Genomic DNA, 16,436 nt, shown 5'->3' on the forward strand with positions numbered 1-16,436 from the left:
TAAGCTCGGCAAAGCTCAAAAAATATTATACGACAATTTTTGAATTTGTAAATAGTTATCCTTATGTTTCCATATATTATATCCTCTCTTCTAAAGGTAATGCTTTTTGACTTTGTCTCATATAATACTTTAGACATACTGGAAAGGGTTGAGCAGATGAAATATGATACTTATTATTCTGGGAATGCCGGAAAAGAGGAAAAACGCAGAAATGCAGAAATGAGGTTACTATGATGAACTGGCATAGTATATCAAAGGAAGAAGTCATAAAATTACTAGAAAGTTCTCCGGAAAACGGATTATCTAAAAAAGAAGTACAAAAACGTCAGAAAAAATATGGGTTGAATATTCTGGAAGCAAAGCGAAAGAAAAATATTCTAGCTAAATTCTTCAGCCAATTTAAGGATTTCATGATTATTACCTTGATTTGTGCTGCTATTATCTCCTTTATGGTCTCCTTGATGCATGGAGAGCTGGATTTTGTAGACCCAGTCATAATCCTTTTTATAATAACCTTAAATGCAGTTCTTGGAGTGTTGCAGGAAAGCAAGGCAGAAAAGTCCCTTGAATCGCTTCAGAAAATGTCTGCTCCGGCTGCTTCCGTGCTAAGAGATGGGGTCATTGAATCTGTTGATTCCAAGGAATTAGTACCCGGCGATATTATTTTTCTGGAAACAGGACATTTTGTTCCTGCAGACGCCAGAATAATACATGGTGTTAACTTAAAGATTGAGGAAGCCTCCCTTACAGGTGAATCACATCCTGTGGAAAAAGAGTCGGAGCTTTGTTTGAAGGAAGATACTTTACTAGCAGACCGCAAGAATATGGTTATGGCAACCGGTATTGTTACCTACGGTAGAGGTAAGGCCGTTGTCACTGCCACCGGGATGCACACGGAGGTTGGACATATTGCAAGACTAATAATGGAAGACGAAACACCTATGACCCCCTTACAAAAACGTCTTGCCGGAACTGGTAAAGCTTTAGGAATCGCCGCTTTATTTATTTGTATTGCTATATTCATACTGGGAATCTTAAAAGACAGACCCATTTTTGATATGTTCATGACCTCCGTTAGCCTTGCTGTTGCTGCCATTCCGGAGGGATTACCAGCTATTGTGACTATCATGCTCTCCTTAGGTGTACAGCGTATGGCTAAGAAAAATGCAGTTATAAGGAAACTGCCTGCCGTTGAAACCCTTGGAAGTGCGACGGTTATCTGTTCCGATAAAACAGGTACCTTAACGCAGAATAAAATGACCGTTACAGAGCTTGCCTCTTGCCAGGGCAAGGAACATCCTGACAGTGCCTTTAGTAAGTTTTTATTGACATTATCAGCACTATGTAATGATTCTGTCTTACAGGTATCCGGCAAAGGAAAACAAACGCAGGTGAATGCAACCGGCGAGCCGACAGAAAAGGCCTTAATCATGGCTGCTTACCATGTGGATTTGATGAAATCTAAACTAGATTCCATGAATCCAAGAGTTTATGAAATACCATTTGACTCCTCCCGTAAGTTAATGACTACCGTACATAAAACCGCACACGACGGTATTCGCAGTATAACAAAAGGTGCTTATGATGTCTTAATGAACCGTTGTAGTTATATCTATCAAAATGGTAAACAAGTGCCCATCACCAATGGACACCTGCAGCAGTTAAATCATCTTAATCAATCCATGACTGAAAAAGCCTTGAGAGTACTTGCTGTTGCTTATAAGGATATTGGTTCCGAACAGAATTTAAGAGCATACACTTTACAGAAAAATACTGACGATGCCTGCCATACTTTAGAAAGCGGTATGACGCTGGTCGGTTTAATCGGTATGATAGACCCGCCAAGACCGGAAGTTGCAAGTGCAGTACTTACCTGTAAAATGGCAGGTATTAAACCAGTCATGATAACCGGTGACCATGTTACTACTGCAAGTGCTATCGCTAAAGAGCTTGGTATCATGTCAAACGATGACCTAGCTATGACCGGTGCTGAGCTTTCTTTCATGAATCAAGAGGAATTAATTGAACAGATTCCAAGATTCCGGGTATTTGCCAGAGTATCTCCAGAGCATAAGGTTCGGATTGTAAAAGCTTTTCAGGCCAAAGGAGAAGTTGTCGCCATGACCGGGGATGGTGTTAATGACGCTCCTGCACTAAAGGCAGCGGATATTGGGTGTGCAATGGGTATTACCGGAACCGATGTTGCTAAAAATGCAGCTGATATGATATTAACAGATGATAACTTCGCAACTATAGTGGCAGCGGTTAAGGAAGGCAGAGGCATTTATGATAATATTAAAAAAGCGATTCATTTCCTTCTCTCCTGTAATATCGGCGAGATAATAACCATATTTACTGCCATATTAATTGGATTACCTTCTCCTCTTCTTGCAGTGCAATTGTTATGGGTTAATCTAGTAACTGATTCCTTACCCGCCATATCCCTGGGGGTAGAGCCTGCTGCCAGTGATATTATGAAGAAAAAACCCATCCCTCCCACCAAAGGTATGTTCGCGGATGGACTCATGGTTAAAATCCTGATTGAGGGTATTTTAATCGGCTTCCTATCTTTACTGGCATTTATAATCGGTATCCGTTTTTATGATAGCGAAGCGATACCCAAAGCTCTTATGCACCATAGTACCACCGTGGAAATGGCGGCAAGCATTACACCCTACATAGGCAGGACAATGGCTTTTGCTGTTTTAAGCCTTTCCCAGCTCTTCCATTCTTTTAATATGAGAAGTGAACATTCCCTGCGAAAAGTCGGATTATTCTCTAACCCCAAGCTAGTTCTTTCCTTTATTATTTGTGCCTTTTTACAAGTTGCAGTCATCTCTATCAAACCTCTGGCCGCTATTTTTAAAGTGGTTCCTCTTAGTGCTGCCCAGTGGTCTGTGGTACTTGTATTGTCATTTCTCCCTATTGTAATTGTTGAAATCCAGAAAGGCAATAAATAATACGTTCCGTTACAGCATATACATTACTAAATAACAGTATTGAGGCATCTATGACTGAAACAGAACGTAATCGAATTATAAGCAATGATTATGCCGATCTGATTTTAGGATACACAGGAAATATCGATTTATTTCAAAACTTTGAAGACAGCATTACAGACATTGTAAATGATACTCTGGCAATCCTACATCTTCCCGTTGAAAATATGACCCCTGATAGTATCAGCAGATTTGGTTACCAAGCCATACCGCTCCTGTATGGCTTGCTTTCCTCCGATAATATAAATCCTTCCCAGCTTACCCGCCTGCCTCCTCCTTTCACTTCTGATTATACGGGGGAAGGCGTTTTAATTGGATTTATTGATACAGGGATTGATTACAGACATCCTGCTTTTTTAACGGCAGCAAATCAAACCCGTATTGTCTCTATCTGGGATCAAACCATTAACACCGGCAGCCCTCCCGAGGGTTTTAACTATGGAGCAGAATACAGCAGAGAACAGATTAATCTAGCTCTTGCAAACACTGATCCCTATCAGATAGTACCAAGCATAGATAATGTCGGTCATGGCACTATGCTTGCCGGTATGGCAGCCGGTTCTCCTTCTCCTGAAACGAATTTCAGCAGTACTTCAATGGATGCTGAGCTAATCGTAGTAAAATTAAAGGAAGCAAAAACCTATTTGAAGGATTTTTTTGTCATAACCAGAGCTTCTATCTGTTACCAGGAAAATGACATTATAATGGGAATAAAATACTTAAATGAAGTTGCCCTACGGGAGAACAAACCATTGGTTATCTGCTTTGGTCTTGGAACCAACAAAAGTGATCACGCCGGTACCCGACCTATGAGCCGTTATTTAGCATCTGTATCCAGAATATATGGCCGTGCCGTTGTTGTTGCTGCCGGTAATGAGGGCAATCGGAACTGCCATTATTCTGGAAACCTTCCCCCAGATCTTACTTTTGACGAAGTTTCTATGCAAGTGGGTAATGGTGAAGTAGGCTTTACTATACAATTTTGGGGTACTTCACCCAATTACTTCTGGGTGGACTTATTCGCCCCTAATGGCGACTTTTTGGCGAGGGTTCCGCCTATTCATAACAATACTACAATTATTGAATATGAGGACACCGCTATCGTAGTAGACACTATATTAGATACCCCTTATTCTACGGAACAGTTTATTATTTTAAGATTTCAGAAACCACTTCCTGGAATCTGGCGCTTTTATGTATTTGGTGCAGCAGGCGACTTGCCAATGAAGTTTCATATGTGGCTTCCTCTTCACCAATTCATTACCCCTGAGACAATATTTTTACATTCTGATAATAACACCACGGTTACGGATCCCGGAAATAATGAAGAGTTAATCTGTATAACTGCCTATGACCCCCGTAACAATACCCTTTATTATCACGCAGGTCTTGGATTTACCGTTACCAATTATCCAAAACCAGATCTTACTGCACCCGGAGTTAACATGGTTGTACCTTTTCCTGAAGGCAAGTATATTATCAGTACCGGCACCAGCCTTTCTGCTGCCTATGCTGCCGGTATTATAGCTGATCTTTTTCAATGGGGTATTTCGGAAGGAAATCTCACTTATATGAATAACCAGTTAATAAAAAATGTTTTGACTCAAAGTGCTATAAGAAGACCCGAACTAACGTATCCAAATCCCGAATGGGGCTATGGAATTATAGCTCCTGAGAGGATAACTTCAGCATTAACTCGTTATATACGTTTTTAAGATTAATGTATGGAAAATTACCCATTCTCTTAAAAAGGAAGAAGGAGCTGTACGCGAATTTAATTTCATATGTTCGTGCACAACTCCCTCTTTATATACCTTTCCAGGATTAGGATACCGAAAAGCACTATTCTTTTACACTTGTATACATAAAATACTTATAACCAAGCGGAGAAGAATAAAAACCTTCCAGTTTATCAGATTTTAAGTATAAATCTGTATAGAAGTACAAAGGTATAATCGGCACTTCCTCTGCAAGAATTTCTTCCGCTTGATGCATTAATTTAATTCTCTCTTCTCTGTCTGAGGATGCTTTTACCTGAGCGATTAATTTATCGTACTCTGCATTAGAAAATTGGGCATCATTGGTTCCGCCTCCTGTAACCCACATATCCAGGAAAGAAATCGGGTCGTTATAATCTGCCAGCCAACCATGGCGGGCTATTTCATAATTACCGTCCGTTCTTGTCTGCGAAAATACCGCCCAGTCTTGAGAAGCAATCGTTGCAGTAATTCCCAACTCCTGCTGCCACATATAAATAACAGCTTCTGCTCTGGCTTCGTGTCCAGGATTAATCATTAATTCTATGCTTGGAAAGCCTTTTCCATCTGGATATCCTGCCTCTGCAAGCAGTTTCTTTGCTTCTGCCACATTCGCTTCGTAATCTGCTGGGTCAACACTCCACCATTTCTTTGCCACCTCATGGAATTCTTTTGTATTATCCACATCCGTAAGTCCTGTAGGTACAAAAGTATCTGCGGGCTGTTCTCCAGCTTTTGAAACAGACTTAACAATATAATTTCTATCTATTGCAAGAGCCAAGGCCTTTCTGACCTTTGCATCCTTTAGTACTTCGACTTCGTTATTTAAACACAAAAAATAGTTACCTAACTGTCCTTCTGTGTACAAACCTTTGCCTGTCATTCTTTCAATTTCTTCACTTGGAAGATTGTCTCCAAATAAAATCTCACCATTTTCAAAAGAAGCCAGAATGGTATTATAATCCTCAATTAAATGGAAATTAATTGTTTCAGGCCCCAACTCCGCCACACCATAATAATTAGGATTCTGTTTCATCACAATCATGGATTGGTGAGTCCAGGTATCTACCACATATGGTCCGTTACCAATGTAAGTAGAAGGCTCCTGGTACCAGGTATCCGGTGCGGCAGATACTATATCCTCTCTTAAAGGATACGTAGCAGGAAATGCACAAATTTCCAGAAAATAAGGTGTTGCTACATTTATAGTGACTTCAACTGTCTTACTGTCAACTGCTTTAATGCCCAGCTCTGACTTATCTTTATTCCCTGCCATGATATCAGCAGCATTCATAACCATATCAATCATATAATTATATTCAGAAGCCGTAGCAGGATCTGCCAACCTCTGCCAGGAATATACAAAGGAGTCTGCTGTTAAATCTTTCCCATCAGACCATTTTGCATCCTCTCTGAGTTTAAAGGTATAAACCAACCCATCTGTACTTACTTTATAACTTTCTGCTGCACCGCTTACAATATTACCATCCTTATCTAGTTTCATAAGTCCTTCAAACACATGGTTAATAAGTGATGCACCGTCTACTGCCGTATTCATAGTAGGATCAATTGTTTCTGGTTCAGGACCTACCTGCACATCAATTACAAAGTCTTCTCCAGTCCCATCTGAACCAGGATTAGCTCCGTTATCCGGTGTTTTACCGGAATTGCCGCCTCTTACCCCACAGCCGGTTAAAGCTGCTGCTAAAAGTACTAAGGCCACAAACATTACAAGTGATTTTTTCAATACTGATTTACTCATATAATTCCTCCTTTTTTATACTTCTTTCCCCAAGGATCTGCTAACTACATCCGCTAGATGAGATGTCTTTTACAGTCTTTTAAAAGAATACACTTTTATAGAAATTGGCAGTATAACCACAGGTTTACTGCTATAATTACTATCTGGTTAAATGTGGTGGCAGGCGGCATAGTGCCTGGAACCGTAATCTACTAATGGCGGCATCTGTTCTACACATATATCCGTTGCACGAGGACATCTGGTTCGAAATGGACATCCACTGGGGGGATTGATAGGACTTGGTATATCGCCTTTTAAAATAATCCGTTTCTTCTCCCTGCTCGTTTTTGGATCTGCTACCGGAATAGCTGACAGAAGGGTTTGGGTGTAAGGATGTAGCGGATTTTTATAAAGCTCATTGCTTTCGGTTAATTCAACCAAATGTCCTAAATACATAACTCCTATACGATTACTAATATGCTTTACAATGGACAAGTCATGGGCAATAAACAAATACGTAAACTCCTTTTCTGCCTGCAAATCTTCTAACATATTGACAATCTGAGCCTGTATGGATACATCCAGGGCCGATACCGGTTCATCACATACAATAAACTCAGGATCCACTGCCAATGCTCTTGCAATACCTATTCTTTGCCGTTGGCCTCCTGAAAACTCGTGAGGAAACCGATTGGCATGTTCTCTATTTAACCCAACGGTTTCTATGAGGGCATAAATCTTTTCCTGCTTTTCTTTTTTGGAAGTGTACATTTTATGAATTTCGAGTGGCTCACCTACAATGTCTCCAACTGTCATTCTTGGATTTAAGGAAGCATAAGGATCCTGAAATATAATCTGCATTTTCCTACGGTAAGCATACATATTTTTATGAGTAATATCCTCTCCGCCATAGATTATTTTCCCCTCCGTAGGCTCGTATAAACGTATAATCGTACGTCCAAAGGTCGTTTTACCACAACCACTCTCTCCTACCAGACCTAATGTTTCACCCTTTTTTATATATAAACTTACATCGTCAACTGCCTTTACTTTGGCTGTTTTAAAACCATTCTTAACTGTAAAATATTTTTTCAAATTCTGTATTTCAATTAATTTATTCTCTTCCTTTTGTTTTGTCATGAGCTGCCTCCTTCTCATATGCCTCTTTAACCGGTAACCAGCATAGTGCAGCATGACCTCTATCCTCTGTGCAAACCGGAGGAATTTTATCGATACAGACTTTCATGCAATACTTGCATCTGGGTGCAAATGCACAGCCCCTAGGAGGATTAATTAAATCTACCGGATTTCCTTCAATTGGTATAAGTCTTTCATGCTCACTTACAACTAACTTCGGCATGGATTTTAAAAGTCCCCAGGTATAGGGATGCTTCGGTTCGTAGAATATCTCATCAATACTTCCGGTTTCTATAATGTTACCCGCGTACATAACAGCTACCTTATCACAGATATCAGCAATTACTCCTAAATCATGGGTTATAAAGATAATACTCATATCAATTCTTTCTTTTAATTCCTTTAATAATTCAATAATCTGAGCCTGTATGGTTACATCTAAAGCGGTGGTAGGTTCATCCGCTATTAACAGTTTCGGATTGCAGGCCAAAGCCATCGCAATCATAACACGCTGTCTCATCCCTCCTGAAAATTCATGAGGATACTGATTGATTCTTTTTTCCGGTTGGTTAATGCCGACTAACTGAAATAACTCAAGCATTCTTACCTTTCGTTGTTCTTTATTGAAAGAAGTGTGTTTTCTTAAAGACTCATCGATTTGATTGCCTACTGTATATACAGGATTTAACGAAGTCATGGGGTCCTGAAATATCATTCCGATATCCTTACCCCTAATTTTTTGCAGCTCTTTTTCACTTAAGGCTGTAATATCTTTCCCATCAAATAAGATTTTGCCGCCGATTACTCTGCCCGGTTCAGGAATAATTCCCATTAGACCATACGATGAGACAGATTTTCCACTGCCTGACTCGCCGACAATTCCAAGTACCTCACCTGGCTTTAATTGATAAGAGATGCCTCTTACTGCTTTTACTTCACCTGCAAAGGTAAAAAAACTAACCTCCAAATCCTTTACTTCCAATAAATTTTCTTTTCCTGTTTCAGACACTTTTCTGCCTCCTATTTCTTTAGTTTTGGATCCAGTGCGTCACGGAGACCGTCACCGAACAGATTAAATGCCAGAATAATAACACTAATCGCTATAGCCGGAAATAACAAACGGTGAGGATAGGATTGGATTCCATTTAAAGCCTCCGCGGATAAACTGCCTAAGCTGGCCAAGGGAGCTGATACACCAAGTCCTAAGAAGCTTAAGAAGGATTCGGTAAAAATCGCTGAAGGAATCTGTAACATTGTCGTTACAATTAGTGTTCCGATACAGTTTGGCAATAAATGTTTTAGAATCAAACGACGCTTTCCTGCTCCTAAAGCCGTAGCGGCATTGACAAATTCCATCTGCTTTACCTGCAATACCTGCCCTCTAACAATTCTAGCCATCCCCACCCAGTAGAGCATTCCATAAACAATGAAAATAGCTACAATGCCCGGCCCCAGAGTTTGAAGACCGGATAAAATAGATCCTGAATTAAAGGCCTTTACCAAGGGTTCCTTAATCACAATTTGGAGCAAAATAATAACCAGAATATCCGGTACAGAATATATAATTTCAACAATACGCATCATAATATTATCTGCTATTCCACCCAAAAGACCGGATACAGCACCATAAAGTGAACCTATTACTAAAACAATAAGTGCGGAACCAACTCCAATTACAAGGGAGATTCTAGAACCTATCATAACACGCACCAATAAGTCTCTTCCTAGTTGGTCTGTTCCAAAGGGATGTTTCATATTCGGTGTCATATTTTCATCTCCCCTGATTTGCTGGTCATAAGTGTAAGGGGATAGTGCAGGACCTACAAAAGCAAATAAAATAAATAGCAAAATGACGACAAAGGCAACAATAGCTATTTTATTTTGTTTTAACCTTCTAAGAGCATCCTTCCAGTAGCTTGTATTTTCTGTAAGTTTTGATAAACTGCTTTGTTCCTGTTCACTTACGGGTGAAAAATCCTCGTTTGTATATGCAGCCTGCAGACTTAATCTATCTATTTTATCAAATGTCATATGTGTTCCTCCTTTTATTCTTCCCCTAGTTTGATTCTTGGATCTACAACCTTATATAAGATGTCACAAAGCAGATTCATTAAGATGACAAACGTAGCTAAGAATACGGTAGTTCCCATAATTACCATATAATCTCTGGCGTTAATTGCTTTTACAAAATACCTGCCAAGCCCAGGAATATTAAATACCTGTTCCACAACGAAGGCTCCTGTTAAAACATTAGCAACCAATGGTCCTAAATAAGTTATTACGGGTATGAGAGAATTACGCAAAGCATGCTTAAAGGTGATTACGAAACTACCCATACCCTTAGCTTTGGCAGTCCTTATATAATCCTGGCTAAAGGCTTCCAGCATACTAGAGCGCATTAGTCTGGCAATATAACACATGGGATAAAGACTGAGGGTAAATATGGGAAGTATATAACCAGAGAGAGTATTCAGCCCGGACGAAGGTAAAATCTTTAATTTTACGGCGAAGAGTATCATAGTCGTCGTAGCTATAACAAAACCAGGAATGGAAATACCCATGGTAGAAAATATTCGGATAATATTATCCCCTAATTTGTTTCTTTTAAAAGCTGCTATAGAACCTAAAGGAATACCTCCTAAAATGGCAAGTAAAATAGCCCAGGCTCCTAGTTTTGCTGAGACAGGAAAGGATTCTTTTATAATATCTATAATTGCCCTATTTTTTTGAAGCTTGTAGCTTATTCCAAAATCACCTTTTAATAGATTCAGAAGATAGTTTTTATATTGAACCACCAGAGGTTTATCAAGACCATACTTTTCCATGAGAGCCTTCATAACTGACTCACTGGGAGGTTTCTCTCCCAAAAACGGATTTCCCGGTACAAAATTCATAATAAAAAATGTGATGGTTGCAGCAATAAAAATTGTTAATAAGGCTGCAACTATTCTTTTCAAAATATACTTACCCATACATTACCCTGCCTTTTGTATTATTCAACCTTGTATCAGTTTAACGTGATACAGTATAAAAAAAATTGCATTTATGGTTATCTTACGATACACATCTTCGTGCAATTTTCTACGCTGTATTCCTATTTACTTAAACTTCACAATGTTTTTTTGTAAAAATATGTTTCTACACTTACCAAATGATACTCAAAGAAGCACAAGTTGTCAAGCATAAAAATGTATATTTTGTTGTAATTTGCATTGACAAATTATCCTTTTATTGTATAATTTTACTTATATTAAGATATTTATTTACATTTTTCAACAACAATTTTTCTTGAACATTTTCCCATATAATTGCATTAAAAATACAATTATATACATTTTTATACGTTTTTATTTTAACTTATAGTATTGATTCTTGCTAAAAAAAGTAATATAGTATACATATACCGCTATTTCGGAAGGAGGGTACATACTATGAATGCCATTGAATTAAGAAGACTTCGGGATAAGGGTCCCTATGATACTTCCTTAGATAATAATATATCCATGTATGATAAATTACCGTATCAGCAGGATGTATCATTATACACTCCCGGAACCTTATTTTTAACCAGTGGAAATGTCATAAAATATTACCGTTGTAAAGTAAAGGAAGAATTTACTATAAACAGTGAGAAAAATGACCAGTAATTCCCACCAGACATAGATACAAAAAGGATATTGTCGAATTCATGGTACTATCTTAAGAATTCTCAATATCCTTTTTTCTATTATATTTATTCAATTCATTGTTTCTGTTTGTTTTATCATCTATTGATGAATAGAATTTATTTGATAGATTTAATTTTGAAAGCTTCTTTTCCGGGATATACAGCCGTTTCTCCCAGTTGATGCTCAATTCTTAACAGTCTGTTGTATTTCGCCACACGATCACTTCTGGATGGTGCGCCGGTCTTAATCTGCCCTGCATTAGTAGCAACCGCAATATCTGCCAACGTAACATCTTCTGTCTCGCCGGATCTGTGAGAAACAATCGCTGTCCATCCACTATTTTTAGCCATTTCAATTGCTTCCAGCGTTTCAGTAAGTGTTCCTATCTGGTTAAACTTGATTAATACAGAATTAGAAATTCCTAAATCCATTCCCTCTTTAATACGTTTGGTATTCGTTACAAATAAATCATCTCCAACTAACTGAATGCGGCTTCCCAGTCTTTCCGTAAGCTTTTTCCACCCACTAAAGTCTTCCTCAGCCAAACCGTCTTCAATAGACATAATCGGATACTTGTTGCATAACTCTTCCAAGTAATCTATCATTGCATCAACACTCTTATATTCTCCGGATTTCCAAAACAGATACTCTCCTGCTCTGCCTTCTTTTTTTGCTTCTTCATACATTTCTGTAGAGGCCACATCCATTGCAATATAAAAATCCTTACCCGGTTCGTATCCGGCTTCCCTGATTGCCTTAACTATATAGTCGAGCGCCTCGGCATCACTCCCGAATTTCGGTGCAAAGCCGCCTTCATCACCAACAGCCGTTACATAACCGTCATTCTTTAACAATTTCTTTAAGGTGTGAAATACCGTAGTACTCCATTCCAGACCATCGGAAAAAGTTTCTGCGCCAACCGGCATTATCATAAATTCCTGAATATTTAAGCTGGAATCCGCATGCTTTCCTCCATTGATAATATTCATCATAGGAACCGGAAGTACCTTAGCATTAACCCCTCCAATATACTGGTATAAAGGAAGTTTTAAGGATTCTGCTGCCGCTTTTGCCACTGCAAGGGATGCACCTAATATTGCATTGGCACCTAAACGTCCTTTGTTGTCGGTACCGTCTGCTTCAATCATTTTCTTGTCAATTTCTACCTGATTCAAAGCATTCATTCCTGTAATGGTTTCGGCAATAGTCGTATTCACATTACTAACCGCATTTCTTACACCATTTCCAAGGTACCTACTTTTATCATTGTCTCTTAATTCTACCGCTTCAAAAGCTCCCGTAGATGCACCTGAGGGAACCGCTGCTCTGCCAATGCTGCCATCAGCTAAGACAACTTCAACTTCAACTGTCGGATTACCCCTAGAATCAAGTATTTCTCTACCTACAACTTTTTCAATTGCCAAATTCTTATTCATGCTATCTCCTTCTTTCTTTTTATTATAATAATAGGCAATTACAAAACTCTTGTTTAGAAAAAGGAAGTAGGCAAAATCATCAAAGCAAAGGTGACTTGCCAAGAATCGTAACCTATATTTACTCATTTTAATAATTCCATCCTATAAAATGACCGTTTCGCAATTGACTATTTTAATATAAAAGTTTTCAATGTAATAATAAGTCTTTATGTTCCAACCGGAACATAGTTTTAACCCATTCCGGTTTTTAGCACTTAATTAATCATTAACACCTATATTATAAACAACCATAACAATTGTATGCATTTGGAAGGACAAGTATTCCAATTATATGTCACTTTCTTTTGTACCTCTTTTTTTCATAATTATACTATAGTGGTATACACATGTGTATTACTGGTTCTGTTATTGCACTTTACCTCTAAGTTATGTATACTATTAACAAATATTAGCCAAAATAGAAAGGAATTAACAATGAGTCAAACTTTCGAAAAATTAAAACAGTACATTGATAAGTCTATGGCTTATCAGACTGCTCTTACCTTGTTGCATTGGGATTTAGAAACCCTTGCACCAGAAGAATCCATGAATAATACTGCAAAAGTTATCGGCCTGTTATCCGGTGAAGAATTTAAGTCTATTATTAATGACGACGTAAGACAGCTATTAGAAGAATTAGGTCAACCAAAAGAACAGGAAATGCTTAGCTTTAACCAAAAAGCAATCGTGAAAGCCTTAACAAAGAGCTATGAGCAGATGGAACATATTCCACCGGAAGAATACCAGGCATATGGAGAATTAACCGCCAAGGCTTCAGCTATATGGGCAAAAGCGAAAGAAGCTAATTCCTTTGAGGATTTCAGACCTACCCTTTCCGATATCATAGCCTACCAGAAAAAGTTTGCAGGATACCGCAGTAAGGAAGGGGACAAGTTATACAACCTTTTATTAAATGATTACGAAGAGGGCTTTTCCATGGAAAAGCTGGATGCGTTCTTTAACAAAATCAAAGCTGCTATTATTCCCTTGTTAAAAGAAGTTGCCGCAAAACAGGATTCTATTGATAAATCCTATAACAATCTTCATTATGATAAAGAAAAACAGCTTAATTTTGCTAAATTTGTAAGTGAATATGTTGGCTATGATTTTAAGAAAGGTGTTCTTGCAGAAAGTGCCCATCCATTTACCACGCATCTTCATAATCACGATGTACGCATTACCACTCATATTTATGAGAATAATTTAGAAAGTTCCATCTTTTCTGTTATTCATGAAAGCGGACATGGCATTTATGAAATGTATGTGGATGACGCTATTACAATGACCCCTGTTGGCCAGGGCTCTTCTATGGGCATCCATGAATCCCAATCCCGCTTTTATGAAAATATTATCGGACGCAGCCAGGCATTCTGGACTCCCTTATATCCCAAGTTACAGGAAACCTTCCCGGAACAGCTTAGCAATGTTACTCTTCTACAGTTTGTAAAAGGCATTAATAAAGCCGTGCCAAGTTTAATACGTACTGAAGCAGATGAATTATCCTATTCCCTGCACATTATCATCCGGTATGAAATAGAAAAGATGCTATTTGAAGACGAAATCAAAGTCGAAGATTTGCCAACGGTATGGAACCAAAAATACGAAGAGTATTTAGGCATTGAACCAGAAACTGACAGCGATGGTGTTCTTCAAGACATTCATTGGTCAGGTGGTATGTTTGGCTACTTTCCGTCTTATGCTCTTGGCAGCGCAATTGCGGCACAACTTTATTATTACATGCGTTCTGTTATGCCTTTAGAAACCTATCTAAAGGAAGGCAATTTAGTACCTATTCGCGAGTTTTTGAATAATGCCATTCATAAATATGGGGCAACCAAAAACACCAATGAACTTTTAATGGAGCTCATGAACGAAGAACTAAATGCCGATTATTATATTAAGTATTTGACTGAAAAATATACAAAGCTTTATAATCTATAACGACTGTCCAAAAGAACTGATAGAAGGTGTATTATGTACATCATCTATCAGTTTTTAATTTTACAGCTACATTCCCTATCACAACCATTGTTCTACTGTAAAGTGCCTTTCCCTACAGAAATCTGCTTATGGTAATACTGTTTGACTTTAATGCATATATATACAAGTATTTCAAATACTATTAACACACTTAACAGACTCTACAGTCAATACCCTAAACTAATCAAACAAAATTCATCTTACACCTTGCTTTTATAGAATATGTATTGTATAATTACAACAATTAACGTATATTTAAACATCAAAAGAAAAGAGGTAAACCTATGAAATTATGGGGCGGACGTTTTACCAAAGAAACTGACCAGTTAGTTCACAACTTTAATGCTTCTATCTCCTTTGACCAGAAATTTTTCAAACAGGATATTGATGGCAGCATTGCTCATGTGACCATGCTTAACCAGCAAGGAATACTAACACAGGAAGAAAAAGAGCGTATTATAAAAGGGCTTATAGGTATAAAGGAAGACATTATAGAAGGAAAGCTCATCATAGACGAAACACACGAAGATATACACAGCTTTGTAGAGGCCAATCTTATAGAAAGAATCGGAGACGCCGGGAAAAAATTACATACCGGAAGAAGCCGCAATGACCAGGTTGCACTGGATATGAAACTTTATACCAGAGAAGAATTGCAGCAGATGAAAGAGCTGTTAATAAAACTCCTGTCCGTTCTTCATATATCCATGAAGGAAAATCTAGACACCTACATGCCTGGTTTCACACATCTGCAAAAAGCCCAGCCAATTACTCTCGCTCATCATCTAGGCGCTTATTTTGAAATGTTTTACAGAGATTATGACCGCTTATCCGATATAGTAAAACGAATGAATTATTGCCCACTGGGATCTGGTGCCTTAGCAGGTACTACATATCCTCTAGATCGTAATGCTACCGCGGCACTTTTAGGTTTTTCAGGCCCTACTTTAAACAGTATGGACTCTGTTGCTGACAGAGATTACTTAATCGAATTTTTGAACGCTCTGTCTATTATTATGATGCATCTTAGCAGATTCAGTGAAGAAATTATTATCTGGAATTCGAATGAATACCAGTTTATTGATTTGGATGACGCCTATTCTACCGGAAGCAGTATTATGCCACAGAAAAAAAATCCGGACATCGCCGAATTAGTCAGAGGTAAAACCGGTCGTGTTTATGGATCTTTGGTTTCCCTCCTTACTACCATGAAAGGACTCCCTTTAGCCTATAATAAAGATATGCAGGAGGATAAAGAGCTGACCTTTGATGCTATCGATACGGTAAAAGGCTGTCTGGCACTTTTTACCGGAATGCTTTCCACGATAAAATATAATAAACCAAGGTTGGCAGCCAGTGCAAAAAACGGTTTTACCAATGCTACGGATGCTGCTGACTATCTGGTTAATCATGGTGTTGCTTTCCGTGATGCTCATGGTATTATAGGCAGTCTGGTTTTATACTGCATTGAAAAAAATACTGCTCTGGAAGCCTTGACTCTTGAAGAATTCAAGGCTGTGTCTCCGGTATTTGAAGCAGATATATATGATGCCATCAGCTTAAAGACTTGTGTAGAAAAAAGAAATACTATCGGAGCTCCAGGTAAATCTGCTATGGAAGAGGTTATCTCCATACATGAAAATTTACTGGCTAATCTTGATTAATTCGTTATAATACAA

Annotated in this window: 11 protein-coding genes; 5 read left to right on the top strand and 6 right to left on the bottom strand. The window is 38.3% G+C overall.

From position 1 onward, the window contains the following. The first annotated feature begins 230 nt into the window (after positions 1-230). On the top strand, positions 231-2,960 hold the full coding sequence (locus acsn021_RS15930; protein ID WP_184093400.1) for a calcium-translocating P-type ATPase, PMCA-type: 2,730 nt from the start codon (positions 231-233) through the stop codon (positions 2,958-2,960). Positions 2,961-3,010: 50 nt separating this feature from the next. Further along, positions 3,011-4,714, top strand: a complete 1,704-nt coding sequence (locus acsn021_RS15935; RefSeq protein WP_184093401.1) for a S8 family peptidase — start codon at positions 3,011-3,013, stop codon at positions 4,712-4,714. Positions 4,715-4,841: 127 nt separating this feature from the next. On the opposite strand, the gene acsn021_RS15940 is transcribed toward acsn021_RS15935, so the two are convergent. The 5 genes from acsn021_RS15940 to acsn021_RS15960 form a co-directional block, all read right to left on the bottom strand. Then, the gene (locus tag acsn021_RS15940; protein ID WP_184093402.1) at positions 4,842-6,518 is read right to left on the bottom strand and encodes a peptide ABC transporter substrate-binding protein; all 1,677 of its coding nucleotides are present in this window, start codon (positions 6,516-6,518) and stop codon (positions 4,842-4,844) included. A 147-nt stretch (positions 6,519-6,665) separates the two neighbouring features. Beyond that, positions 6,666-7,637, bottom strand: coding sequence for an ABC transporter ATP-binding protein (locus tag acsn021_RS15945; RefSeq protein WP_184093403.1), 972 nt, complete (start codon positions 7,635-7,637; stop codon positions 6,666-6,668). After that, a complete protein-coding gene (locus tag acsn021_RS15950) occupies positions 7,612-8,643 on the bottom strand; it encodes an ABC transporter ATP-binding protein (protein WP_184093404.1) in 1,032 nt (343 codons plus the stop codon). The genes acsn021_RS15945 and acsn021_RS15950 overlap by 26 nt, the downstream gene beginning before the upstream one ends. Before the next feature lie 11 nt (positions 8,644-8,654). Then, a complete protein-coding gene (locus acsn021_RS15955; protein WP_184093405.1) occupies positions 8,655-9,665 on the bottom strand; it encodes an ABC transporter permease in 1,011 nt (336 codons plus the stop codon). A 14-nt stretch (positions 9,666-9,679) separates the two neighbouring features. Then, positions 9,680-10,606, bottom strand: coding sequence for an ABC transporter permease (locus acsn021_RS15960; RefSeq protein WP_184093406.1), 927 nt, complete (start codon positions 10,604-10,606; stop codon positions 9,680-9,682). Positions 10,607-11,065: 459 nt separating this feature from the next. On the opposite strand from acsn021_RS15960, the gene acsn021_RS15965 reads away from it, so the two are divergent. After that, positions 11,066-11,281 (top strand): hypothetical protein, encoded by a 216-nt coding sequence (locus tag acsn021_RS15965; RefSeq protein WP_184093407.1) that lies wholly within the window; start codon positions 11,066-11,068, stop codon positions 11,279-11,281. Between the two features lie 137 nt (positions 11,282-11,418). Here acsn021_RS15965 and eno read toward each other — a convergent pair whose 3' ends face one another. Then, the gene (gene eno / locus acsn021_RS15970; RefSeq protein ID WP_184093408.1) at positions 11,419-12,738 is read right to left on the bottom strand and encodes a phosphopyruvate hydratase; all 1,320 of its coding nucleotides are present in this window, start codon (positions 12,736-12,738) and stop codon (positions 11,419-11,421) included. Between the two features lie 474 nt (positions 12,739-13,212). On the opposite strand from eno, the gene acsn021_RS15975 reads away from it, so the two are divergent. Further along, complete coding sequence (locus tag acsn021_RS15975; protein ID WP_184093409.1) at positions 13,213-14,718, top strand: carboxypeptidase M32; 1,506 nt, start codon at positions 13,213-13,215, stop codon at positions 14,716-14,718. 323 nt (positions 14,719-15,041) lie between these two features. Beyond that, positions 15,042-16,421 carry an argininosuccinate lyase gene (gene argH / locus acsn021_RS15980; protein ID WP_184093410.1) on the top strand — a complete coding sequence of 460 codons (1,380 nt, stop codon included), beginning with the start codon at positions 15,042-15,044 and terminating at the stop codon, positions 16,419-16,421. Positions 16,422-16,436: the final 15 nt, after the last annotated feature.

The organism is Anaerocolumna cellulosilytica (genome assembly GCF_014218335.1).
Lineage (GTDB): Bacteria > Bacillota > Clostridia > Lachnospirales > Lachnospiraceae > Anaerocolumna > Anaerocolumna cellulosilytica.